18 protein-coding genes are annotated in these 23,873 nt (G+C 50.2%); 13 read left to right on the top strand and 5 right to left on the bottom strand.

The window, feature by feature from the left end; all coding sequences use genetic code 11:
- Positions 1-317 precede the first annotated feature (317 nt).
- The 4 genes from HP552_RS07325 (at position 318) to HP552_RS07310 (ending at position 5,739) form a co-directional block, all read left to right on the top strand.
- The gene (locus HP552_RS07325; protein WP_175394909.1) at positions 318-1,616 is read left to right on the top strand and encodes an ABC transporter substrate-binding protein; all 1,299 of its coding nucleotides are present in this window, start codon (positions 318-320) and stop codon (positions 1,614-1,616) included.
- Between the two features lie 412 nt (positions 1,617-2,028).
- Positions 2,029-2,649, top strand: coding sequence for a TetR/AcrR family transcriptional regulator (locus HP552_RS07320; protein WP_175394908.1), 621 nt, complete (start codon positions 2,029-2,031; stop codon positions 2,647-2,649).
- A gap of 61 nt (positions 2,650-2,710) precedes the next feature.
- Complete coding sequence (locus tag HP552_RS07315; protein WP_175394907.1) at positions 2,711-4,675, top strand: alpha/beta fold hydrolase; 1,965 nt, start codon at positions 2,711-2,713, stop codon at positions 4,673-4,675.
- Positions 4,676-4,791: 116 nt separating this feature from the next.
- On the top strand, positions 4,792-5,739 hold the full coding sequence (locus tag HP552_RS07310; protein WP_175394906.1) for an aminopeptidase: 948 nt from the start codon (positions 4,792-4,794) through the stop codon (positions 5,737-5,739).
- Between the two features lie 345 nt (positions 5,740-6,084).
- On the opposite strand, the gene HP552_RS07305 is transcribed toward HP552_RS07310, so the two are convergent.
- Positions 6,085-8,064, bottom strand: a complete 1,980-nt coding sequence (locus HP552_RS07305) for a methyl-accepting chemotaxis protein (protein ID WP_175394905.1) — start codon at positions 8,062-8,064, stop codon at positions 6,085-6,087.
- A 297-nt stretch (positions 8,065-8,361) separates the two neighbouring features.
- Here HP552_RS07305 and HP552_RS07300 point away from each other — a divergent pair, with 297 nt between their 5' ends.
- The 5 genes from HP552_RS07300 (at position 8,362) to HP552_RS07280 (ending at position 14,926) form a co-directional block, all read left to right on the top strand.
- The gene (locus HP552_RS07300) at positions 8,362-8,796 is read left to right on the top strand and encodes a chemotaxis protein CheW (RefSeq protein WP_175394904.1); all 435 of its coding nucleotides are present in this window, start codon (positions 8,362-8,364) and stop codon (positions 8,794-8,796) included.
- A gap of 230 nt (positions 8,797-9,026) precedes the next feature.
- Positions 9,027-12,227 (top strand): DEAD/DEAH box helicase, encoded by a 3,201-nt coding sequence (locus tag HP552_RS07295; protein ID WP_175394903.1) that lies wholly within the window; start codon positions 9,027-9,029, stop codon positions 12,225-12,227.
- 46 nt (positions 12,228-12,273) lie between these two features.
- Positions 12,274-13,038, top strand: coding sequence for a hypothetical protein (locus HP552_RS07290; RefSeq protein ID WP_175394902.1), 765 nt, complete (start codon positions 12,274-12,276; stop codon positions 13,036-13,038).
- A gap of 320 nt (positions 13,039-13,358) precedes the next feature.
- The gene (locus tag HP552_RS07285; protein ID WP_175394901.1) at positions 13,359-14,321 is read left to right on the top strand and encodes a M15 family metallopeptidase; all 963 of its coding nucleotides are present in this window, start codon (positions 13,359-13,361) and stop codon (positions 14,319-14,321) included.
- 203 nt (positions 14,322-14,524) lie between these two features.
- Positions 14,525-14,926: a RidA family protein gene (locus HP552_RS07280; RefSeq protein ID WP_175394900.1), complete on the top strand. Its 402-nt coding sequence runs from the start codon at positions 14,525-14,527 to the stop codon at positions 14,924-14,926.
- A gap of 114 nt (positions 14,927-15,040) precedes the next feature.
- On the opposite strand, the gene HP552_RS07275 is transcribed toward HP552_RS07280, so the two are convergent.
- Positions 15,041-16,117 (bottom strand): copper amine oxidase N-terminal domain-containing protein, encoded by a 1,077-nt coding sequence (locus HP552_RS07275; protein ID WP_175394899.1) that lies wholly within the window; start codon positions 16,115-16,117, stop codon positions 15,041-15,043.
- Between the two features lie 282 nt (positions 16,118-16,399).
- On the opposite strand from HP552_RS07275, the gene HP552_RS07270 reads away from it, so the two are divergent.
- The gene (locus tag HP552_RS07270) at positions 16,400-16,876 is read left to right on the top strand and encodes a GNAT family N-acetyltransferase (RefSeq protein ID WP_175394898.1); all 477 of its coding nucleotides are present in this window, start codon (positions 16,400-16,402) and stop codon (positions 16,874-16,876) included.
- Positions 16,877-16,915: 39 nt separating this feature from the next.
- Complete coding sequence (locus HP552_RS07265) at positions 16,916-17,986, top strand: Gfo/Idh/MocA family protein (protein WP_175394897.1); 1,071 nt, start codon at positions 16,916-16,918, stop codon at positions 17,984-17,986.
- Between the two features lie 88 nt (positions 17,987-18,074).
- Here HP552_RS07265 and HP552_RS07260 read toward each other — a convergent pair whose 3' ends face one another.
- The 3 genes from HP552_RS07260 to HP552_RS07250 all read right to left on the bottom strand — a co-directional run bounded on the left by HP552_RS07260 (position 18,075) and on the right by HP552_RS07250 (position 21,631).
- Entirely contained in the window at positions 18,075-18,443 is a 369-nt protein-coding gene (locus HP552_RS07260; RefSeq protein ID WP_175394896.1) for a hypothetical protein, read from the bottom strand.
- A gap of 94 nt (positions 18,444-18,537) precedes the next feature.
- Positions 18,538-18,855 carry a hypothetical protein gene (locus HP552_RS07255; RefSeq protein WP_175394895.1) on the bottom strand — a complete coding sequence of 106 codons (318 nt, stop codon included), beginning with the start codon at positions 18,853-18,855 and terminating at the stop codon, positions 18,538-18,540.
- Between the two features lie 208 nt (positions 18,856-19,063).
- On the bottom strand, positions 19,064-21,631 hold the full coding sequence (locus tag HP552_RS07250; protein WP_175394894.1) for a UvrD-helicase domain-containing protein: 2,568 nt from the start codon (positions 21,629-21,631) through the stop codon (positions 19,064-19,066).
- Between the two features lie 332 nt (positions 21,632-21,963).
- Here HP552_RS07250 and HP552_RS07245 point away from each other — a divergent pair, with 332 nt between their 5' ends.
- The gene (locus HP552_RS07245) at positions 21,964-22,755 is read left to right on the top strand and encodes a zinc ribbon domain-containing protein (protein WP_175394893.1); all 792 of its coding nucleotides are present in this window, start codon (positions 21,964-21,966) and stop codon (positions 22,753-22,755) included.
- 67 nt (positions 22,756-22,822) lie between these two features.
- The gene (locus tag HP552_RS07240; protein ID WP_175394892.1) at positions 22,823-23,626 is read left to right on the top strand and encodes a TrmB family transcriptional regulator; all 804 of its coding nucleotides are present in this window, start codon (positions 22,823-22,825) and stop codon (positions 23,624-23,626) included.
- Positions 23,627-23,873 lie beyond the last annotated feature (247 nt).

The following is a 23,873-nucleotide window of genomic DNA, read 5'->3' as shown; positions in this document are numbered from 1 at the left end:
TGGCCTGAATAATTGGAGTAGAGGAAGCCACCGGGTATCAAAGGCGAGCGCTTCGCTTCTCCAGTGCAACATGATCCCTCCGCTCCCACCTCGCATAGAGGGTGGAAAGGGAGTCATGCCCTCATGATCTGGGCCTGACTCCTGGAGAAAAATACCAAAACTAAAAGATGTAAATCCAGAATCTGTAAGAGAAAGAGGTATGCAAGGGCGGGCGCACCGGGGCAGGATCGGTTGTGAATCAATCGCCGCCTGCACCCCAGTGGCTGAATATAGCCAACAAGCTGTTATACTGAAACTACTATAGGGAGAGTGTATGTATGAAAAGAATGACAAAGTTGACGTTGCTTATGCTGATTGCTTTTTCGGTAATGCTCGCAGGTTGTGGCAACGGGGACAAAAGCGGCAGTCCGGTCAATACGGATGCTCAAACTGGCGGAGAGGCTGCTGCAGGGGACAAAACCATTAAGATCTTTCAATTCAAAGTCGAAATTGCGGAAGCGCTTAACCGCCTCAAAGCGGAATATGAATCGTCCCATCCAGGCATCAAGCTGGACATTCAAACTGTTGGCGGCGGCAGTGACTACGGCGCTGCATTGAAAGCCAAGTTCGCGGCTGGCGAACAACCGGATATTTTCAACGTTGGTGGTTATCGTGAACTGGATACCTGGCTTGAATATCTGGAAGATCTGTCGGGTGAAGCTTGGACGAAGGACGTGCTTGAAGTAGCCAAAGAGCCGATGACCAAAGACGGAAAGCTGTACGGACAGCCTTTGGCACTGGAAGGCTATGGTTTCATTTATAACAAGGACCTTTTCGAAAAAGCAGGCATCACCGAAATTCCAACAACACTGGAACAATTGGATCAGGCTGCACAGAAACTTGAGGCTGCAGGCATTACGCCATTTTCGAACGGATATCAGGAATGGTGGGTGCTCGGCAATCATAATGTAAACGTGGCGTTTGCGAATCAGGCAGACCCGGTGAAGTTCATTCAGGGTCTTAACGAAGGTACAGAGAAAATCCCGGGCAATCAAGTGTTTACGGACTGGATGAACCTGCTTGACCTAACGCTGAAATACAGCAACAAAAACCCGCTTACAACGGACTACAATACGCAGGTAACCCTGTTTGCCAGTGGGGAAGCAGCAATGATGCAGCAAGGGAACTGGACACAGGTGCAGATTGATGGAATTAACCCGGATCTGAATCTTGGTATGTTGCCAATGCCAATCACGAATGAACCAAATGACAAATTGTTTGTCGGCGTACCGAACTACTGGGTTGTGAACAAAAATTCGCAAGTGAAGCCGGAAGCGAAGGAATTCCTGGAATGGCTCGTGACATCGGACATCGGGAAACAGTACATGACCAAAGAATTCAAGTTTATCCCGGCGTTCAGCTCGATCCAGGCATCGGAAGAGGATCTGGGAGATCTGGCAACAGAGATCATGAAGTACAGTCAGGAAAATAAAACATTGAGCTGGAACTTCAACCGCTTCCCGGAAGGTGTCCCACAGGAATACGGCAGCACGATTCAGGCATATGTGGCAGGCAAATCGGATAAAGCCGGATTGCTTGATGCCTTGCAGCAAAACTGGGATAGTCTGAAAAAGTAAACCCATCAACAATTCACCACATTCGTAAAATAGGAACATTCTTTCTCACCCTTGAGAGGTTATCCACATAAAAGGGGTATCCACAGGAACTGCAGCCCTTCGGAAAAGTTTAAATCTATTGTCAGCTCAAATAGGTCAGCCAGAATTGCGTTCTGGTTGGCCTATTTTTGTGTGTTGACTCAATTATTGCACTTTGAAGCCAATAAAACGAAAAGCCGCTCCTGAAATGTGGATAACCCGGGAGTATTAGATGGCTCATTGACATGTTTAACACCAGGCTAACACTATATGTGGATATCCTGTGTGTATACGGTTCTAAATGTGGACAAGTGCGAGGATTTCATGTGGAAATTATCTTCTTTGTTAACCGAAAAACTTGTATATGTATATTTAGTACTGTATAGTTCTATTTATGACAAAACCAACATCAAGCTCTAATTCAGCTAAATCCAGAAGTTCCAATCCTGTTAACCGGACCAAGGCAGTCGAAGTAGCTGCACAGTTATTTTTGCGTCAGGGATACAGCTATGTCAGCATGGATGAAGTCGTGCGGGCGAGCGGGGTGTCCAAGTCCAATATTTATTATCATTTCAAAAATAAGGAGGAACTGCTTCAAGCGGTTGTGCAATACTGGATCGCCCAGTATGAGTCACAGGTATACCTGTTGCTCAGTCAGCGAGAAAGAAGTGTTGAAGAACGCATTAACACGTTTATATCGTCGTTGTCTGCTGGAATTGAGGATCGTAATTATGAAGGAAGCTGTCCTTTTATAACTCTTTATATGCAGACACCCGCCAGTGCGCCCGAGGTGAAGGCCAGCATATCCCGATTTTTCCGTGAGCTGCAGCCAATGATCGAGAAGTTGTTTCAGCAGGGACTGGATCGTGCCGAATTCCGTCAAACTATTGATCCAGGAGCTGCTGCTTCGCTCTTTGTAGCCGCACTGGAAGGTTCATTGGTTTTGGCGGAGACCGCTAAGGATACCAGGATTATCGAACAGTCCGCACGTACGTTTTGCCAGATGCTTCGTTAAAGCGAAGCTCTTTTTTTAAATATGTTTAGTACTAAATGGTACTAATTAGGGGAGTGGAGTCATGAACGTAAATTCTACATACATAGCAGCAAACGACTCGAAAAATACAAACAAGGTGGACTCAGAGGCATCAGCCGTGGTCTTTATGACAGGCAGTACTGGATTTATCGGAAAGGAGGCCGTAAAGCAATTGGTGGAAGAAAACGTACGATTAGTACTGCTTGTCCGTTCTGAATCCAAAGCCAGGAGTGCCTTGGATTCTTATGGCATAACAGATTTTAGCAAAATCACATTTATACAAGGAGACTTGTCGGTGAAGGGACTTGGACTCACGACAGCGGATCGGGAACGTGCTCTGGGAGCGGATGTCATCATTCATGCGGGCGGGACAATGGACGTAACTCTGGAGCGCAAAGTTGCGGAGCAGATATTTATGAATGGGGCAAAGGAAGTAGCCGTGTTGGCTGAGGAGATTCAGCATGTACATGGTCTGAGACATGTTATCCATGTGGTTGGATTCATGAGTCCTTATTGGCTGCGTAACGAAAAGGGTGAGGTCATACCAATCGACAAAATGGCTTCGAATGAAAGCGCATATGAAGAAATGAAGTTTCATGCCGATTTATACCTCCGTGAGCATGCAGAAAAGCATCAATATCCATTGTCTGTTGTGAACCCGAGCACAGTGGTTGGACCGCGTCCAACGGGTGAGACCGAGCAAACAGGTGGTATCGGCCTGCTCATTCAGGCGATGCAAAAACGGCTCATGCCGGTTGTGCCCGGAGGATCATCTTATTGGTTGCCGTTAGTTGAGAATGATGTGGTTGCGCGGACGCTGGTTTTCCTGACCAAAGAATCAACTCCGTCAGGCGGAACCTATCCGCTCCTGGCACGCAAAGAAAACAGTCCCAACATGAAGGAGTTGCTCCAACTTCTTGCGCAACAGCTGGATGTGCCGAAGCCCAACGGGGCTGTTCCGTTATCATGGATGCAGTTTGCAATGAGATCAGGCGGGGCACGGGTCAGCGGTGTGCCGGCCGAATCCGTTTCTTTTATTACAGACAGAATATTTCATGTGGATGAGACGGAAGATTTATTTAAACGCATGGGACAATCATGGCCGGATATCCGGGAGCAGCTTCCGTTTGTGACAGCCGATCTGGATTATCGCCTAATCCATAAACCTTATGAAAAAAGGCCTTCCGGTTGGACCAGAACCCGCATTGGGAACTTGGCGGCGCTTGGCTGGGAAGGGAAAGGAGAACCATGGCTGATCGTGCATGGTCTGCTGAATTGTGCTGATGAAATGTTACCTCTGGGAGAGCAGCTGCATGTGCTGACAGGTAACCCGGTTTGGCTTGTGGATCTGGCAGGGTTCGGACGTTCCCCTGTACATCAGGGGGATGAAACTTTTGAAGGTCAGGTTGATACGTTGCTTACGGCCATAGCAGAGTTTGAAGGTCCGATGAAGCTGGTAGGTCACTCCATAGGTGCTGCGATTGCATCTGCGGCGATGCTGCGCAGTGGGAGGAAGGATATCCGGCTTGGTTTGCTTCAGCCGGTCGCTGACAATACAGATCCCAATATGCTTCTGTGGGTTTCCCGTTTGCCAAGAGGCATTATGCGCAAACTTCTTAGTCGAAGGTCGGAGAAGAGTTGGCGGCATATGTTAAGTACATCCAGCGTCCGAGAAGAAGGCAGTCTTACGGAGGCTGTACTGGCTAAGAGAATCCAGTCCAGTCTGCAATCCCCGCGGATAGCGGGAGCGCATACCGACTTGTTGCGGTGGATTCACTCCGGCAAAATAAAGGGTACTACATCATCATGGGGGAGAATGTGGAACCGAGTCGATCAAGCTAACAATACATTAGTAGTATGGGCCAAGGAAGACCTGGAATATCACTACCCAGAGGATTTGAATCCACAGTTTAACCGGATAGATGTGCCTTATGGTCATTACTTTCCAGTCTTTCAATACCGGAAAGCGGCTGCAATTCTCGCAGAATGGTCCGCTACGATGAGATGAGTTCAAATTCCTGTCCAAGTTGGGGCGTGCAGGAATTCCATCCGGATTGTCGAAAGGGTCAAGTCGAGGGTTAAGGAGTCCAACTGAGTTCAACCAAAGACAGGAGAGATAGTGAAATGAATCAGCAACGTGTGGAAATCAGTAAAAATGTACTAACTGAATGTCTGGGGCTGCGTGAGGGAGAGAATCTCGTCGTCGTGGCGGATGATGCCAAACGGGAATTGGCTGAATCCATTTATGAGGCGGGTAAAGCACTTGGTGCAGAATCTGTACTGATGATCATGGAGGAACGGAGCAGATCCGGAGAAGAACCGCCAGCAGCGGTTGCACAAGCCATGATGCAAGCCGATGTTGCCGTATGTGTGACGAGATATTCATTAACCCATACACAGGCCCGGAAACAAGCGGCTGGATCAGGAACACGAGTGGCCACCATGCCCGGCATGACGGAAGATATGTTCATGAATGGTGCCATCACAGCCGAATACCCACAGGTGAAGGCGTTGACCGAGAAGGTGACAGCTTTACTAACTGCCGGCAGCCAGGTTCGGATCGAAAAGGACGGACACAGCCTGGCGTTCTCCATCAAGGATCGAAGTGGAGTGCCCAGTACGGGAATGTATTTGAATCCTGGCGAATCGGGAAATTTGCCTTCGGGTGAAGCGTACATTGCTCCGGTTGAAGGCCAAGGTGAAGGCAGCATTGTTGTAGATGGATCTGTAGCCGGAATCGGTGCACTCCGGGAACCGATGACTCTAACTGTACAAGAAGGACGGCTGGTTTCAGCAGAAGGCCCGAACGGACAGCAATTGCTGGCGATGCTGGGCGAAGAGGATGGTCGTTACCTCGGTGAATTCGGCATTGGGACCAACAATAAGGCTCGAATTACGGGAGTTGTTCTGGAAGATGAGAAGGTGTATGGAACCATTCATGTTGCCTTCGGCAGCAATAACACGTTCGGTGGAACGATTGCGGCGGGGGTACATATTGATGCGGTTGTGCAAAAGCCGGATGTTTATATCGATGACAGGCTGATTATGCGCAGAGGCGAGTTGGTTGAATAACGGGACTGATGGAAACGATGGATTCTGCAATCCACAGTATGTCCACAGTGAGGGATAATTGGAGTGGGCATTTAAGATTTTACGTGAGATTTGCAAACAAATACACAACATGTCCACATTAAATTATTGTATATCCACATAGAAATACGTATTTATCCACAAACTGTGTGCAATATGTGCACAACTTATCCACAAAAGGGGTATAACTTGTACTTTCACTGTGGAAATTCACTCTAATTATTGAAATATAAAAGTTATCCACAGATATTAGGATGAAAAAGGACCAAAGATTTGGCATACTGCCAACCCTTTGGTCTTTTTTCATATGGGGTGTATGAGTTTAGTTTATTTGTTTTTCGTATTAAAACGGCTGACTTCACGCAGCAGCTGATCTGCATGATCGGATAAAGCTTTGGCTGCTTCCGAGATGTTGCGAATGGACAGGGATTGTTCCATCGTGGAAGATGCAGCTTCCTCGGTTGAAGCAGCGCTCTCCTCTGCCACAGCTGCGAGCCCTGTGATCACGTCAGATACTTGGGCTGCACCTGTTTTGATCTCCGTCATGCCCGAAGTAATGGAGCTGATTTTGTGTATAATCTCATCTACAGACTGACGGATCAGGTCAAAGGATGCCGATGTCTCGACCATGGACTCTGACTGAGCTGAGCTATTCAGGCGGAATTGCTCCAGTTCTGCTGCGCTTTGTTGACCTGCTGCATTCAAATCGTTCAACAACTGATCGATTTCAGCCACGGAATGCGAAGATTGTTCTGCAAGCTTACGCACCTCTCCTGCCACAACGGCAAATCCTCTGCCATGCTCTCCGGCGCGTGCAGCTTCGATTGATGCATTAAGGGCCAACAGGTTGGTTTGTGCTGCAATGTTCTGAATACTGCCTGTAATGGCGGATATTTCGCCAATTTTGCTGAGCAGCAGCTCATTGGATGTTTCAACCCGACTGGTGGATTCCTGTCCTGCCTGGGAAAGATCTGTCTGACGGGCAATGGCGTCTTTGCCGCTCTCCATCGCGTGATTAACGTCCAATATCGTTTCGGAAGCCTGCCGGGCTTCGTCTGTAATCTGATCAATGATTCCGTTAATTCCGGACACCAATTCAGCTCCGGCTTGAATCGATTCGGCTTGTTCTCCCGCACCTTTAGCAATTTCCTCAATTACCGTCGAGATCTGCCCAGCAATTTCGTTACTGCTGGAGGCATCTTTGAACATGGTCTGGGACGAAGATTGGACCTGCTGTGCCGATTGGTCGACTTGTCGAATCAAACTGCGTAGTGAGGAAGACATTTCATTAAATGATGAGCCCAGCTGTGCAATTTCGTCTTTGCCCTTTACAGCCACATGCACGGTAAGATCCCCGGCCGCCAGCTGCTTGGCACTATTTTTCATGTCAAGCAAAGGCTTGATTGTTCTTATGGCAAAGAAATAAGCAAGAGCCGCCAGGATCACTGTGAACACCACGATAAATGCAAGATACAACTGTCTTGTCTTCGTAAATTCAGCCAGGGCTGCTGCCTTGGAGATAGATGTAGCAACAATCCAGTTCGTGTTTGGAATTTTCTCATAATAGATTAACTGACGATCGTTATTGTACGTATATTCGGATAATCCACTTGGTTCCGTAAGCATCGTGCCCACGATATCAGTGTAGTCACTCTGATCGGCAAGCGGGGTATTCAGCAACTCCTGATTGGGGTGGGATAGCACGACCCCGGTCTGATCCAGCAAAAAGGTAAAACCGTTGTCGGTTTGGATGGAGTTAATTTCATCCTTGATGGAATCCAGCGAGATATTTTCGGCGATGACTCCTTGGAAGTTTCCGTCTGTGTCATGCAGAGGCACGCCAATAAAAATGGACTGGATACCTGCCTTCGTTACGTAAGCATCACTAAATGTAAGCTGATTGGAGGCTTTGGTCTCCACGTACCAGGGCCGTTCGCGAGCATCGAAGGTCGCATCGGGCATAAAGCCTGCTCCATCCATATAGGTTCCGTCTTCAAGGCCGAAATATATGGTGGCGATATCTTCTTTGTTGGACGGCATTTGAAATGCCTGCAGATGGTCCATCCCGATCTCATTCAGAGGTACCGTGTCTTCAATGATCTTCCCGAGAGTTTCAATAACTTTGGCTTGGGCAGTGGCCCACCCGTTTACTTCAGAAACTGCGAGCTGAACTGTGCTCTGCAGCTCGTTGTCCACGGACTCCGTAGCTTGCTTCTCAATCACGAGGAGAGCGATATAACTTAATGGAGCTGCGAGCAAAATACAAATGGTGGTGACGATGACGATGACTTTGGTTTTAAGTGTCATGTTTTTCCTCATTTCTTAATAGGTTCGTTACAGAAGGTGTTGATTCGAAAAGAATGTATAGTGTATATCGACATTTTTCGCGTTTTTTATAGAGTGATTATAGGAAAATTGAACTATAAAAAAGAAAGACTGTCCTTTCTAATCGAATCGACCTCGATATGAATTTTCTATCAAGTTTTTTTAGAGTACTGAAATCATTGCTGCAGCTTGCCAAAATGGACGAAGCTCTAAATATTTCATGGAAAATAGCCGATACACCAAGTAACACTTTAAAAGTGAGAGGGTATGGAGACAACTATGAATGAGGAAGCTCAAGTTCAATACATTAATTTTACGGTCGGAGATCAGTTTTTCGCGCTTCGCATTGAGGAAGTTCATGAAATTATCAGGATGATTCCCGTAACCACCGTCCCGTTCGGCAGCCCGGAAATCAGAGGTTTTGGATCTTTATACGGCAAGGTGGTTTCCGTCGTTAGTCTGCGGGTTTTGCTGGGAATGCCCGATCGGGAAGATGATGCTTCTACGCGTATCATTGTCGTACCATACAAAGGAGGTTTTGTGCCTCTGATTGTGGATACGGTAGATTCTGTGGTGACGTACGACCGATTCGAAGAACCTGCGGAAGAGCATAAACGTTTTATGACAGGCGTATTTAGGGAGATTGGACATGCCGAAGATCATACTGCGGGTATTTTGAATCTGGATGTACTGTTGGGCATGTTGACGAGCTGAGGCGAATAAACAATTTCATTTTTAATGCAATGGCAGAGGACACCCTGCCTAAAATCTTAATGTTCCTAATCCCTTATAGGGGAGAAGGGACATTTTTTTTATGCGGATTCCTCCTGTAAGGAGAGTATCAGGAGAAGGTTAAAGCAATTTTTGTGCGTAAAGGTTTTTAAATCCGGGCATTTTCGTATATGATGGAGAGTAACAATGCGAAGGGATGACGGGAGACTGTAATGATGCAATCGCTGTATGGAGTATGGCTTGGTGACGTATTTTTTTGTTTTTCCGGTGAAACATCGGAACCACGTGTAGATGCTTGGACCCACGTGGTAAGGAGGCTGAATTTTGGCGACGGGGGTCGTCTGTTTCAGCCTGCCGCTCTGCGTCTTGCGGAGCTGCGCTGGCCCAATCCGATGCGTAATGCTGCGGAAGCCAAGGGTACGAAGCGGCGCCAATTGCTTGGACGGACGCTGGAAGGATTGGCGATCTCACCCAAAGATACATTTAAACTGCTGCTCCATTGGGATGACAGCATACTGAAGGCCGCAGGGATTCAGGCAGGGGAGGAGATCCGCTACTGGATAAAAGCAGCACAGTTCACACAGGAACTGCTGCTGCGCGGGGAGATTGCTCCTTCTGCTGAGTTCGCGGCCAAAACCGGTGCGCGGCGGCGTACGGGTCAAGAGACGCTTACAGGAACTTGGCGCCCTCGTCTATCGCAGGAAGCCGATGTAGAGCGTTTTCGCGAGCTGGCGGAAGCGATGCCGCCGATCGGTTTGTCTGCCCCTGGTGCGTATGCTTCCTCTGAGCCGGAATCGCGGGAGGAGGCTGGCGCTGCTGTCTTATTTTCATTCATGAGTGGCATGATTCACGCTGTTGTAACAGGGGAACTTGAAAGTATGGATAGCGACTTGTCCCGGTACCGTACTCAATTTCGGCGTGGATCTTCTCCTGTAGCCGAGTTGTGGTGGAATAGTCTGATTTCCATGTTCCGTCCCGTGACTGTGCAGGGCCCAACGGAGGAAATGGCAGAACTTATCGAAACATTGCAAGAAGCAGGGGGCACGAAGATGCCGGTCGTGGGCAGTGAGGAGACAGCTCCCACGGAAGGCGAGCTGAAACTGGTGCTGCGGCTTGAGCCCCCTCTTGGTGAACACGAATCATTATGGGGAATAACCTTCTGGGCAGATAGTGCGCAGGAGTCTGGACTGAGATTGCCTGCACGCACCATCTGGGCCCACCCCGAACGTGACCTGGATCGGGGAAAGGTACGGTACGTATCTGCGGCGGAGCAGCTGTTGATGGCACTGGGTCAAGCCAGTGAATTGGCACCTGAACTGGAAATCGCCCTGCTTCAACCACGCCCGGAAGGAATGAAGCTGGAGCAGCAGCCGTTTTTTGAATTTTTGACACATGCGGTGCCTCGGTTGCAGAAGGCAGGGATAACTGTGCTGATGCCATCCCGCTGGAGTCGTGCCGGAAAACGGCGTGCCGGGCTGCGGTTGCAAATGCTGAATCGTGGGACTGAACGGGCGCCTGGTGCTCCGAATGCATTGGGGATGGAACAGCTGGTAGCCTTTAAGGCAGAGCCGATGCTGGACGGTAAACCCGTTACAGCAGAGGAACTTGCTGCGTTGGCAGAAGCGACCGTACCTTATGTCATGTTCCGCGGCGAATGGATCGAAGTGGATACCAAAGAGATTCGCCAGGTTCTGCGTTATATGAAAAAAGAAGAAGAACAATATATGCCGCTATCCGAATGGCTGCATCTGGCTGCAGAGGAAGGTGAAGATGCAGCCTGGAAAGGGCTGTCTGTTTTTGGGGCGGAATCCGAAGGCTTGCTGTCCTTCCTGCTGGACGGACAGGTGCTTCGCAGTATCGAGCCCCGGCAGGTGCCCGCAGAGCTGCACGGGGAGCTCCGGCCATATCAGGAGCGGGGTTATCAATGGTTGTCTGCAATGCGCGAGCTTGGATTCGGCGTATGTCTTGCAGATGATATGGGTCTCGGGAAGACGATTCAGGTGATTACTTGCCTGCTGGACCTGAAACATGAGGAGCAGCAGGCGGCGGCTGAAGAGGCGCGAGAAAATGAGAGGTATGGGGCAGACCATCCATTGGAGATTGGCGAGGATATCCCTTCACAGGATGTACACCTGCCTGCACTTATTGTTTGCCCGACTTCTCTGCTCGGAAACTGGCAGCGCGAGCTGAAAAGATTCGCCCCGAATCTGTCGCTGTACATCCATCATGGGGGACAACGACTGCATGGGAGCGCATTTCAAGACGAGGCACAGGCCCATGATATCGTACTGACGACGTATCATCTGGCTGGCCGGGACGGACCGGATCTTGCATCATTGCATTGGTCTACCGTGGTCCTTGATGAAGCGCAATATATTAAAAATTATCGCACCAAGCAGGCGCAAAGTGTAATGCGCTTATCGGCTCCTCATCGGATTGCCATGACCGGTACGCCGGTTGAGAACCGCCTGAGTGAGCTGTGGTCGATTTTCCAATTCCTCAATCCGGGGTATCTCGGAACAGCTTCATCGTTCCGTCAGCGTTATACAGGAATGGGGACATCCGAAGAAAACAGCGCGTCACTGCGGGAGCTTCACCGACTAGTCTCGCCATTTATGCTGCGGAGGCTCAAAAGTGATCCGGACATCCGCAAGGATTTGCCAGAGAAGCTGGAGCTGAAATCGTACTGCTCGTTAACACCCGAGCAAACCATTCTATACCAACGTGTGGTCGATGATCTGATGGGTGGACTTGACGGCAGAAACGGCATTGCCCGCAAAGGCATTGTATTATCGTCGCTCACCAAACTGAAGCAAATCTGCGATCATCCGGTACTGGCTGACAGCAGCCGCAAGGATCATGCGAAGGTGGAGGCATCCGGCAAAATGGAGCGCCTGCTGGAGCTGGTTGATGCCATCCGGGACAACGGGGAATCGGCACTCATTTTCACTCAGTATGTAGCGATGGGGGAGTTGTTGGTATCACGTCTTAAACAGCGTTATGAGGAAGAGCCCTATTTCCTCCATGGCGGCGTGTCCAAGACCCAGAGGGACGAGATGGTGGAGACGTTCCAAAAGGGCGAGGGTCCATCTTTGTTCGTTTTATCACTCCGGGCTGGCGGTGTGGGTCTGAATCTGACTCGTGCCAGTCATGTCATTCACTATGATCGCTGGTGGAATCCGGCGGTGGAGAATCAGGCAACGGACCGGGTGTTCCGAATTGGACAGAACCGCAATGTGCAGGTGCACAAACTGATCTGTCAGGGTACGCTGGAAGAACGCATAGATGAATTAATTGAGAGCAAAAAGGCACTCTCCGAGCAGGTGGTTGGTTCCGGTGAAAACTGGCTGACCGAAATGTCGGATGACGAACTGCGCGGACTTATTTCACTTCAGGGTGAGACGTGGTTATAGGTTTGATGTATACATTGGTAGGCGATAAACGGGAAGGGGGAAGGTTATGAGCGAAAAATGGAATGTAGAGCTGCATATGTCCCCCGATGGATGGACAGCAGAGGTAAGTGAGTCTGCTGAAGCACGTCAACATGTGTCAGCAGACGTGGATCAGGCCGGAACAGCAGCTAGCCTGTTCACGGTAACAGGTACGCTGCCGCAGCTTAGCGAAACCGCACGCGAGGCCGTGCTGGCCCAGCTGCGCAAGCGGCCGCTGGCGCTGTACGCGCTGCTGCGCGGTGGCCCCGCACCGGCTGAGCTTGCGGGGCTGCTGCCTGCGGCTGCGACCGCTGCGGCGTGCACTTGCGGCCGCGAGGACTGCGCGCATGCTGCGGCCGCGGAGCAGGCCATCGCTGCGCGCTTCGCGGCCGAGCCGCTGCTGCAGTTGGCGCACGCCGGCCTGCCGCGCGAAGCGCTGCTCGCCGGCGTGCTTGGATCATGGGCAGAGGAGCTGGCCCATGATCCAAGCGGCGCGGGCCGCGCAGCGGAGACAGCCGGCCGCCCGCAGGCGCGGGGCGGCGAAGGCGGCGCAGCCGTCGGCGAATGGATCGCCGAGGCGGCCGCAGACGGCGCGATGCACCAGCCGGGGCCTGGCTTCGGCGCCGTGAAAGTGCGTTTGGCGCAGCCGGGCAAGCCCCCGGCAACGCCGGAACTGGCCGCGCTACTGCCGGGAGTACCCGTAGCAGCCGGGCTGACAATGATCCGCGAGCGTGTAGCCGCGCGGATCTGGCAGGCTGTCCAGAAGAAGAAGGACAGCCCGGCAACCAAATGATGCACGCATCGAAGCGGGGGAGATCTTAGATCACCCTCGCTTGTTTGTGGTGTGGCATCTGCATAAGCATGTTTTGAAAAGGATATCTATCCAAAATGTTATTCTGGATCTGTTGATTAAAGATGGGGATGAAGCTCTAATCGTCCGAAAAACGGACGTATAGCCCGCACACCCTCCTTCACGCGAGGGTCATTCCCTGCCAGTGAGGTCTGTAGAGGTGGAGCTTCAATGCAATTTGATGTTATACTGTCGCAGGGGAAGAAATGCCCCAGAGCGTACTCAATTTTTGTCATGATTATTTTGCGATAGGAGTTTTTTATATGAAATCACGAACAGGAAGACAGCGCCACATTGCGGTATTGCTGTCCTCACTGATGATATGCGGAGCATTGCTGTCCGCTTGCCAGGATGGCTCGGGTTCAGAGGAGAATCAGAATCTGAATGCGGCAGGCGGTACACAACAGGAGGCGGACGGGACGACCGTTCATTTAACCGAGGACACTGGAGATGATGGTGCCAAGACAGACGGTGAAGCTGACAGTTCACCATCTGGTGACAGCGAGGATTCCGGCAGTGCTTCAACGGATGATGAGCAAGGTTCTGCGGATGCTGGCAATGAAACGGCAACGGACGACTCCCTGATGGAGCAGCGCAGCGTCAGCGCTATGCAAAATACGATTGACAGCCAATCCGTCGTAACCAATGCAGAAGCGATGACTGTCATTGTGAACAAGCAGCGCAGCCTGCCTGAAGGCTATGAACCAAGTGATCTGGTAGAGCCGAATGTGCCGTTTTCCTTCGACGGTCCTCATGAGAAGCGCCATATGCGGAAGGAAGCCGCAGAAGCGCTGGAGAAGCTGTTTGCCGGGGCCGAGGCGGACGGCATTGAACTGCGCGCCGTATCCGGTTACCGTTCATACGAGCGTCAGGTTTCCATCTACAACAACAATGTCAAAACGAAAGGTCAAGAATACACGGACCGTGTGAGTTCTAAGCCGGGCAGAAGCGAACATCAGACCGGTCTGGCGATCGATGTATCCAGTCCGAGTGTAGGTAACGCGCTGGAAGAAGTATTCGGAACCTCGAAAGAAGGCCAGTGGCTGGCAGAACACGCTGCAGAGTACGGCTTCGTCATCCGTTATCTCAAAGGTGAGGAGGATATAACGGGTTACGTCTATGAGCCTTGGCACATTCGGTATGTCGGAACCGATCTGGCACCGGACATTGTGAAGAGCGGATTGACACTTGAGGAATACTTTGATGAGGCTAATATTAAACTGTAGGCAGAGCGTTTCATGTGTTGACGCCTGCATCTGCGTGATAAGTCCCGTGCATGTTACCACTTGCTGAGCAGTTGGTTTATGCACGGGGCTTTTTTTGTCTACATAACGATCGATAACCCAATTTTTGGTATGCGAAATACTCCCTGCTTGTTATAATGCAGAGATTATCCACGAAAATGACAAGTAGAGAAAGGGTGGCCTCAATGAGCAAACAGCAGGTATTTACCGGTTCTCCGTGGGAACCACTTGTAGGTTACTGTCGTGCCATCCGGATCGGGAACCGGATCGAGGTGGCAGGGACAACAGCCATGCAGGATGGTGTTGTTGTCGGTGCGGGAGATCCTTATGCCCAGACAAGATTTGTTTTGCAAACGATTGAAAAGGCATTAAATGAACTCGGCGCAGATTTGTCACATGTGATAAGAACCCGCATGTTTGTGACCGACATCTCCCGTTGGGAGGAAGTAGGCAGGGCTCATGGCGAATTTTTTGGCCAGATCCAGCCTGTGGCCACTATGGTTGAGGTGAGTGCACTTATTGATCCTTTGCTAATGGTCGAGATTGAGGTAGAAGCCATGATTGAAACGGATTCTGAAGGAGAATGAAGAACGGAAAAAATAACCTGATCCACTGCCTGCACTAGAACAGACTGGATCAGGTTATTTTTGCATGATGAACTGTATAATGAACCGTTCATTTAACTACTTATGTTGCTTAGCTTATTGAAATGGTACAACCTCTGCATCGGAAGTTTGCAAAACGACTTTCCAGGCATTTCCGATTGGAGGCAGACTGCGAGTCAGCATAGGACTATAGAATCCGATGACTTTTGCATCTTTCGTCAGTTCCTCTGCTTTGATGGCCTTACCATTCTGATTTACCAGCTTGGTATCTTCCGAAATATTGAGGATGACGTGGTCAGGTGCTGTTTCGGTTAAACGAGTGCCAGAAATCTCGATTTGGGTCACCTGATCTTCTGTTGTTCTTACATTTTCAATCGTACCGGAAGTACCGAGGACTTCTTTGGGTTGTGCCTCAGCATCTGCAGAAACGGTATCCAGAACAGTAACTTGGTAGGTTGGTGTTTGCGGTGGGAGGCTCATCGTCATGATTGGTGCATGTACGGCTTCCACAGTCATGCCAATGGTCAGATCGGCAAGTGCGATCTCCTTGCCATCTGCAGACTTGATGACCGTATCCTCGCCAAGGTTAAGTACCAGACCCTCGGTGCCTGTACCCCCGATATGAATGGATGGATACTTCGGATCCGGGTTGATTCCAGTAATGACACCACGCTCCGTAACGTTTTTCACGTCCTCTTCATTTGTAATCGTGACTTGGTTACCCGTTGTGTTTACTTGGGTATGTAGTACCTTTTCTGCAAAAGAAGCGGGTACGAACAGTTTGCCATCGGTGATTTGAGGGGCAGTTCCCAGGGTAAGCAGCATTTTATTGATGGAATACTGATCCTTGTCTGTTGTGACGAGTGTCCATAGGGTGCCTTTTGTCAGCTCGGCCGACTTGTTTTCTTTGTTCCATTTCAACTCAATGCCAAGTGCATCCGTAAGATCACGCAGTGCGATCATGGCTTCCTTGCCATCTTTATTCCAATAGCCATCAGCTATCGATGTGCCGTTCACGGACACTTTTACAGCTGCGGATAATGAACTATCCGTTGTTACGGAAGTTTGGTTACCAGACTGTGTCGTGTCGAGAGTTGCTGCGTATGCTGCTCCTCCGCTCAGGGCCAAGGACAGGACCATTAGGGCACTTACTTTTTTCATGTTGTTGTTCATTGTTGATCATCCCTTCTAATCTTGGTTATATCGCGGTAAACTCCTAATTAGGGCTGCGCTCATTCTTACAGACGGGACAACTTGGTAAATTGTTGCACCTGAACGCTTGGTCATGTGAGTGGCGTGTCAGCTCATTATTTGCAACATGTGGCAATTTGCAGGTTACAGGCAGTGGGATACGGTTAAGTTTCAGGTGAGTGGTACAACCTGTGGTCCGTTTCCTGCCGCTTAGTTGTTTGAAAAAAAGCATCATTACATTCAATGAGGAGAGGAATGGATCAGATGAGTGATATGTTGGTAGCACTCTACGATTTACCGGAGCAAGAGAGTGGTTTGAAGAAACTGGAGCAATCCTCCATCGTCATCCGAAGAGCCATCGCCCCGGAGAAGCAGCTTGTGCTGGATTGGGTTAAATCGCATTTTAGCCAGCCCTGGGTGGATGAGTGTGATGTATCCTTTGCACGTCAGCCGGTATCCTGTTATATTGCCCTCGAACATGGAAAAATGATTGGCTTTGCCTGTTACGAAGCGACATGCCGCAACTTTTTCGGCCCAACAGGGGTGAATCAGGATGCACGGGGCAAAGGTGTGGGTACAGCGCTTTTGCTGGCTTGCATGCACGCGATGAAGGCAGATGGTTATGCCTATGCGATCATCGGATCGGCAGGACCAGTAGATTTTTATGCCCGGACGCTCGGTGCCGTGAAGATCGAAAATTCAACACCTGGTATTTACAAAGGCATGCTGCGGGCAGACTAGACGAGAATGATGTTCCGGAAAAAGGAAGGGAGGACGACAATGAGTACGAGCAAAATGCTGCACATCGGAATGATCGGCACCGGATCCATCTCGGATCTGCATATGAGGTGCTACGCCAAAAACGAGAATGCTGTCATCTATGCCATCTGTGATCTGAACGAACAGCGCGCAGCAGCAGCAGCGCAGAAATATGATGCACAGTCCGTCTATACGGATTATCGGGAAATGCTGAAGGACCCGCATGTGGATGCAGTCAGCATCTGTACCTGGAACAACACGCATGCCGAATTCGCCATAGCCGCATTGGAGGCGGGCAAGCATGTGCTGCTGGAGAAGCCGGTGGCTACAAATGTGGAAGATGCGCTGAGAATCGAGGAAGCCGTGAAGAAAAGCGGCTGTACCTTTATCGTTGGATTTGTGCGGCGCTACGATAACAATATGCAGATGCTGCGCAGGTTTATCGATGCAGGGGAATTTGGTCAGTTGTATTATGCCAAGGCATCCATTCTGCGGCGTCTGGGCAATCCCGGAGGCTGGTTCGCGGATAAAAACCGTTCCGGCGGAGGTCCACTTATTGATCTGGGCGTACATATCATTGACCAATGCTGGTATCTCATGGGCAGGCCGAAACCCGTCTCGGTAAGTGGCAATACGTATCGGAAGCTCGGCAATCGTGCTCATATCGAAGAACTTTCTTTCTACAAGGCGGCGGATTACAGTTCAGCCGTGAATAACGTCGAAGATATGGCGAATGCGTTGATCCGCTTTGAGAACGGGGCTTCGCTTGCGGTGGATGTAAGCTTTACGCTGCATGCACGCGGAGATGAATCTTCAGTGAAACTGTATGGAGAACGCGGCGGATTCGAACTGGAGCCAGAGACACTGATTGTAACGGAAAAACACAACACCATATTGAATATCGAGCCGCAAACAGATAACACGGGGCTGCATATTCATAGTGCATTTCAGAATCAGATCGATCACTTTGTGGATTGCTGCTTGAACGGGACTGGACCGATCAGCCCGATTGCGGATGGTGTTGCCTCGACAAGGATGTTATGCGGAATTTACGAGTCGGCGGAAAAAGGTCAGGAGATTCGTCTGGACTGATCGTATCGCAGGTTTTGCAAGGATTCTAATAATATAACAAAAGCATGCGGTTCCGCTTGATATGCGGCCTCGCATGCTTTTGACTGTTTCATTTATTCATCGGTGAGTTTTCATACCCAGGGTCATCGTAATCGGTATCCTGCAGCCGGGGCAGCACGTTCATGTTCTCAATGGCCTGCCGGGTATCAGGGGTCCCATGGTCGTACAGAAAACTGTACAGCAATGTCATGCCATCCGAAAATTGTTCGGCTGCTTCATCGTGGTCTGCCGATTTGTAGGGTACAGGGGCGCGCTGCAGCGTATAGGCATCGTCACCCTCCAGTACTTTCATCAGGTCTTTAAGCTGATTTAACTCTTCGTCATCCACCATGACTTCAAATGGCGTCGATTCGTTCTTGGTCTGTTCAATGAGGTTATGGGTTACGGATACATAAAAATGCGTTTTACCATCTTGCATAATCCAACCTCCATTCTAAAATGGAAAAAAAGACGCTTCTACTGTTAATAAACAGCAGTAAGCGCCCTGAAACGAAGGATACCGTTACTTATGCCTATTCATCCGAGTATTCAGTCGCAACGGACCATCCATTGCCTTTGCCAGCCAATCGGCCTTGTTCGAAAAAATCAATTCCGTCTACGGTGATACAGACTGCCACCAGTTCAGGTTCATTCTCTACGGGATTGGCAGCGATAAACCCTTTGTTCAACAAATAAGTAATGGCTCTGTGTTTCTCAATATGTGCTTGCTGATAGAATCTTTCCATAGGAGCAATTAAAGCTGGATTTTCCGTAAACCAGATATCATAAAGCTCATGTAATATATCAAATCGCTCTTGTATCCTCTCTTTGATTGCACTCTCCAATTCCATTGAGGCACCTCCTCGTTTCAACTGATCCAATGCAAGACAAGATATCTTAAATATATATTGTAAAATAGCACTGGATACAATAATATCCAATAAAATATTATATTTACATACCCTTACATGAAAAAAGCCTATCCATCAATAATCAATTGTGGATAGGCTGTACTGCCAATTTAAGATTCCAAAGAGATTTTATATCATGTAGTGCTTGTTATCGGCCAGCCCGCCCAGTCACAGGCACCTCGCGTGTTCCGGCTACCATGGATCCTGAACACAGGGGACAGGCAGGTGGCCCGGATGCTGCTCGTTTACTTGCTTTTGCCGAAGGAACGGCTGGCTTCTGACGGAGCCATGCCTTGCAGCTGGAAGAGCTGCATTTCCAGATTGCAACGGTCTCAGTCTGTTCAGCATGGCCTGAACCTGAAGATCGCGAGCGGGAGGAAGTTGTGGGTGTTTGACTCACACCTGCCGTGCTGAACGCCTTATGTTTGCGAATTTCTCCGCTGCCACGCCGTTCACTGAGGCGATCCTCATCACGTTCGCTGTGTACCTCGAAGTCACGATCACTGTGGCTGATGGAACGGCGATGTACCACATCCCGACCTTCGGACCGGGCAGCTGATCGGGAACGTTGCCCTGATCCCTTGCTGTATGACGTATGAATGCTGGTTCGGCTTTCATCACGGTCTTTGCGTTTGTCTGGAACTTCCATGCCAAAGGCTTCAAGCAGAAAACGGGATACATCTGCTGGCTTGCCGTGATGACTCGCTGGCGATGTAACATATAAGTACTGTTTGGCTCGCGTGATGGCAACATAAGCGAGCCGCCGCTCCTCTTCCAGAGCCATATCCAGTTCCGTATCGGTCTGTTGTACCGCCAGAGCAGCCTTCTGATCTTCAGGGATATCCTGCCGCAGAGCTGTGCTGTGAGGTACGATTCCCTCGCTGGCACCAATCCAGTAGACACATGGGAATTCCAGTCCCTTGGCCCGGTGGATGGTCATCAGCTGTACTGCATCGCTGTCCTGGGCACGCCGCAGGGACTCCATCTCACGGTGCCTGCGGGAGAGCTCGTCAGCGAATTGGATAAACTCTTCCACGGTTTCGAACTTTTTGGCGGCCGCTTCGAATTCGTCCAGTGTCTCCAGCATCGTTTCCTTGTAGTGGGTGAAAATGCTGGGATCGCCGCTCTCCATATATTTGTCGTAAAACTGGCGTCGCATCTCCTGAATGGCGATGACCGGTTTCATTTTGTGCAGCGACTTAATCAGCTTGATGCGTTCCTTGACCTGTTCCTGCTGAAAGGGCTTCAGCTTGTCCCATTTGGCCAGATGGATCAGCGGATATTTTTTGGCCTGCTGCTGTTCGTTCCGCTGAATCCACTCCAGACCAGCATCACGGGAGACGTAAAGTGGTCCAAGTGCGCTGGGGAGAGCATCTACAGCGCGTGGATTCAGGGAGAGGCGCATATGATCCATCAGGGGTCTGATAAGTGACTGATCGTAAAATACAGGAGAAGCCCCGTGCTGTACAAACGGCACATCTTTAAGAACCAACTGTTCAAACACTGCCCGGCTGCTGCTGGCTGTTCGGTGCAGGATTGCAATATCTCGATATGTGTGCAATCCTTCCTCAACCTGCTGGCAGAGCTGGTTCACGACCCAAGCAGCTTCCTCCTCTGCATTCGAAGGTGTGGCGAAGCGGGGTGCGTCTCCGCGATGGCCGGCTGCACGAAGCCGCTTGTCACGTCTTCGCTTGTTGCGGGCGACCAGTTCACTGCCAAGTCCAAGGATGCGTGCATCACTGCGATAATTGATATCCAGCGTCACGATCCGTGCACCAGGGTAAACTTTATCGAATTCAAGGATCGATTCCTGACGCGCTCCATTAAAGGTATAGATGGTCTGGTCATCATCCCCCACAACCATCAGGTTGCGATGGGCCGAAGCCAGCTTCTGGACAATTTCATATTGCAGATTATTCGTATCCTGGAACTCATCGACCATAATATACTGAAAACGCTGCTGCAGCGGCTTCAGCACAGCCGGATCACGAAGCAGGGCTGCTGCCTTCAGTAAAATATCATCGAAATCCATCTTGTTTCGTTCTCGCTTCCAGTTCTCGTAACCAAGTAGAACCCGCTTGGCATCACGTTCCTCCTGCGACTTTGCCGGAAGGTCCGTTGTCTCGGAGCCTTGCATCTTCCATGCAGACAGCATGGACAGCAGACTCTCGGGTTGAAATGCTTCACTCATGCCATATTGGCGCAGAAGCATTTTGATTACGGTATGCTGGGCACGGGGTTCTCCAAAAATCTCTTCCTGTACACCGTAATGACGCAGCAGCGTCAAGGCGAAAGAATGAAATGTACGGGCCTGCACCGCTCGCGCAGCTGCAGGACGTATGCCTGGCAGTGATGCAATGCGGTCTTTCATCTCGGCAGCAGCCTTATTCGTAAAGGTCACCAGCAGAATGCTGCCTGCATGAACACCGCTGACCTCCATGAGGTAGCCGGCTCGGGCAGCCAGTACGGTTGTTTTGCCGCAGCCAGCTCCGGCCAGCGTGAGCAGGGGCCCTTTGCCGTGACGGACGGCCGAGATTTGTGGCCCATTCAGACGGATGCCTGCCTCTTCCAGTGAACGGAAGTAGAATGCATCCTTTTGATCATCGCCCACGAGCTGCCGACTGGTCTCCAGTGGAGCAGACGGGGACTGGGGCAAGGATGCCGCCGGAGTGACCCCGAGCGGACGGGCGTAGAACGTTGAGTTCGGGCTTAACATGTTTCATCCACCTCTGTATGCATTCAGGGATAGGACTATCCCGGTTAAAAGTAAACCATTTGCCCTTTTCACAATCACATTGTAAATTGGTATGATAGAGTTAGTCGCCTAAGCAGGCGGTTATGGCAGGGCCAAAGCTTCATTATACCCGAACGTATGGTCCTGACGAAAGCCCCCGATTTCATCCATCATCGGCAGAAAACGGGCACTCGCGCGCGAATGCGCAACTTTTTGGCATGATATCGTATAAGTTATATACTATGAAAATTTAAAGAACAAATTGCAGTTGAATCGAGAGATTCAACGTCTGACGGGACAGAGGAGGAGATGTCATGAAATTGCTTCAACGAATCAAGAACGGAGCGAACAAGGCAACAGAGCGTGCCCAGCACGCTGTTGAGATTGGGAAATTGAACAATCAAATTGTGGGCTTGCAGCAGGAACAGGAAGTCCATTTTACAGATATGGGTCGCATCTTTTATGAGGGTTACCGTGCACAAGATATGACTCGTGCCGAAAAAGAGATGGTTGATCTGTCGCATTTGTGCGACGAATTGCAGGATGAGATTGACAGTCTCCGCAGCAAAATTGCGGAACTCAAAAATGAGCGGTTGTGCGAATGTGGCCACGTTGCTTCACTGGATGCCAATTTCTGTCCGGAATGCGGACGCAAGCTGGGGGGATTCAAGGCTGCAACAGCAGCATCCGCAGGTCCGGCTACAGCCAGACAGGAAGCAGCAGTAGCTCAAAGTACGGAACGGCCATTTTATGATGAAACGATTGAAGAAGAAACGGATGAAGCCGAGCCATATCACACGGTAATTCCGTCCATTGCCGATCTGGAGACCGAATCCGAATTCAACAGTGCTGAATTTACCCAGGAAGAGAAGGAAGCGTTCGATGCAGAGTGGGAACGCCGCCGGGAAGAAGAAATGCTGCGTGAACGGGAACGGCAGCAGGAACTTGATGAGCGCATCCGTTATTGGAAAGAGAATAACCCGATCGTGAACACGGTTGACGTACAGACTGAAGTGCCTCGTGAAATGGTCAAATGCCAGATTTGTGCTGCTGAGCTACCGAAAGGCTCAAAGTGGTGCCCACGTTGTGGTGCAGAACAGATCTGATGCAGTAGAACCACTGCCACAGTAAGGTAAGGCAGTGTGGTTGCTGACAGCATGGGGGGACGGGAATATGGACCAACTGCTGCATCATCTGAATCATCTCGGCTTTACCGAGATGGAATCCAAAATTATGGTGGAACTCGCACGCCAAGGCTCTGCCTCAGGCTATGAGGTTGCGAAGAGGCTGGGCGTGTCCCGTTCCAATGTATATTCCACCTTGCAAAGACTCTCTCAGCGCGGGTTTCTGCGCTGTAGTGCCGGAGAGCCTGCGAAGTACAGTGTGCTGAAACCGGAGGAGATGACCCGAATGATCTCCGGGCAGATGCGTGCATCTCTTGATTATGTACAGAGCAGCATGCCACAGCATGAACCCGAGAAACCGGTCTTCTACAATATTGAAGGTGACAAGAATGTGTTCGATAACCTGAGCCGCGAGCTGGCAGATGCCAAACACGAGATTGTCGTGGATATTTGGCGTGAGGAAGCCGAACTGCTGCAGGATCATCTGAAACGGGCCGAGGATCGCGGTGTCAGGCTGTTATGGTCATGTGATGGAGGCGAAGGTATGTTGGATCAGCCAGCCCCATGGCCGGGTCTGCCTTTATACGGTAACGGCAGCGGGAGAAAATTCTCCATTGTCGTTGATCGACGCTGGTGCATGCTGGGGATGCGTGGGGAATCCTGCGCAACTCAGGCTGTCGTGACAGAGCATCCGGTCATGACAGGTTTGCTGCTGAATCATTTTGCACAGGAATTGGTACTATACGAATTAGAACAGGATATGGGGGAAGAGCTGGAGTCTCGTTACGGACGTCGGTTTGGGCAGCTATCCGCACGTTACTGGTCTGTTTCTGCCGGAGGAGATCAAGGCTAAGGCTAAGCCAACGGTTCTGAGGCACTGGCCCCCGGTTAAAGCCGGAACAGAGCCATATCTTGAGAACTTCAATATGTGTAAAAAAAACGAGCAGGTGCTGTCAAGAGACAGACGCCTGCTTTTTTGCGATTTGAAGCAAAGCAGTGATGTTCATCACAGCACGTGTGCCCTGCTGAGTTAGAGTAAGGTATGAAGTCATGCTAATTTTGAGAAACTGAACTATGAGCCCGGAAGTCCACTATAAACA

It is taken from the genome of Paenibacillus xylanilyticus, from assembly GCF_013359935.1.
Classification (GTDB): Bacteria; Bacillota; Bacilli; order Paenibacillales; family Paenibacillaceae; genus Paenibacillus; species Paenibacillus xylanilyticus.
Note: the sequence above shows the minus strand (reverse complement) of the source record. Positions and strands in the feature narration are given on the sequence as shown.

Excerpts from the sequence above, each read along its gene's own strand:
- HP552_RS07325 (WP_175394909.1), top strand. The coding sequence starts at position 318 with ATGAAAAGAATGACAAAGTTGACGTTGCTTATGCTGATTGCTTTTTCG.
- HP552_RS07320 (WP_175394908.1), top strand. The coding sequence starts at position 2,029 with ATGACAAAACCAACATCAAGCTCTAATTCAGCTAAATCCAGAAGTTCC.
- HP552_RS07315 (WP_175394907.1), top strand. The coding sequence starts at position 2,711 with ATGAACGTAAATTCTACATACATAGCAGCAAACGACTCGAAAAATACA.
- HP552_RS07310 (WP_175394906.1), top strand. The coding sequence starts at position 4,792 with ATGAATCAGCAACGTGTGGAAATCAGTAAAAATGTACTAACTGAATGT.
- HP552_RS07305 (WP_175394905.1), bottom strand. The coding sequence starts at position 8,064 with ATGACACTTAAAACCAAAGTCATCGTCATCGTCACCACCATTTGTATT.
- HP552_RS07300 (WP_175394904.1), top strand. The coding sequence starts at position 8,362 with ATGAATGAGGAAGCTCAAGTTCAATACATTAATTTTACGGTCGGAGAT.
- HP552_RS07295 (WP_175394903.1), top strand. The coding sequence starts at position 9,027 with ATGATGCAATCGCTGTATGGAGTATGGCTTGGTGACGTATTTTTTTGT.
- HP552_RS07290 (WP_175394902.1), top strand. The coding sequence starts at position 12,274 with ATGAGCGAAAAATGGAATGTAGAGCTGCATATGTCCCCCGATGGATGG.
- HP552_RS07285 (WP_175394901.1), top strand. The coding sequence starts at position 13,359 with ATGAAATCACGAACAGGAAGACAGCGCCACATTGCGGTATTGCTGTCC.
- HP552_RS07280 (WP_175394900.1), top strand. The coding sequence starts at position 14,525 with ATGAGCAAACAGCAGGTATTTACCGGTTCTCCGTGGGAACCACTTGTA.
- HP552_RS07275 (WP_175394899.1), bottom strand. The coding sequence starts at position 16,117 with ATGAACAACAACATGAAAAAAGTAAGTGCCCTAATGGTCCTGTCCTTG.
- HP552_RS07270 (WP_175394898.1), top strand. The coding sequence starts at position 16,400 with ATGAGTGATATGTTGGTAGCACTCTACGATTTACCGGAGCAAGAGAGT.
- HP552_RS07265 (WP_175394897.1), top strand. The coding sequence starts at position 16,916 with ATGAGTACGAGCAAAATGCTGCACATCGGAATGATCGGCACCGGATCC.
- HP552_RS07260 (WP_175394896.1), bottom strand. The coding sequence starts at position 18,443 with ATGCAAGATGGTAAAACGCATTTTTATGTATCCGTAACCCATAACCTC.
- HP552_RS07255 (WP_175394895.1), bottom strand. The coding sequence starts at position 18,855 with ATGGAATTGGAGAGTGCAATCAAAGAGAGGATACAAGAGCGATTTGAT.
- HP552_RS07250 (WP_175394894.1), bottom strand. The coding sequence starts at position 21,631 with ATGTTAAGCCCGAACTCAACGTTCTACGCCCGTCCGCTCGGGGTCACT.
- HP552_RS07245 (WP_175394893.1), top strand. The coding sequence starts at position 21,964 with ATGAAATTGCTTCAACGAATCAAGAACGGAGCGAACAAGGCAACAGAG.
- HP552_RS07240 (WP_175394892.1), top strand. The coding sequence starts at position 22,823 with ATGGACCAACTGCTGCATCATCTGAATCATCTCGGCTTTACCGAGATG.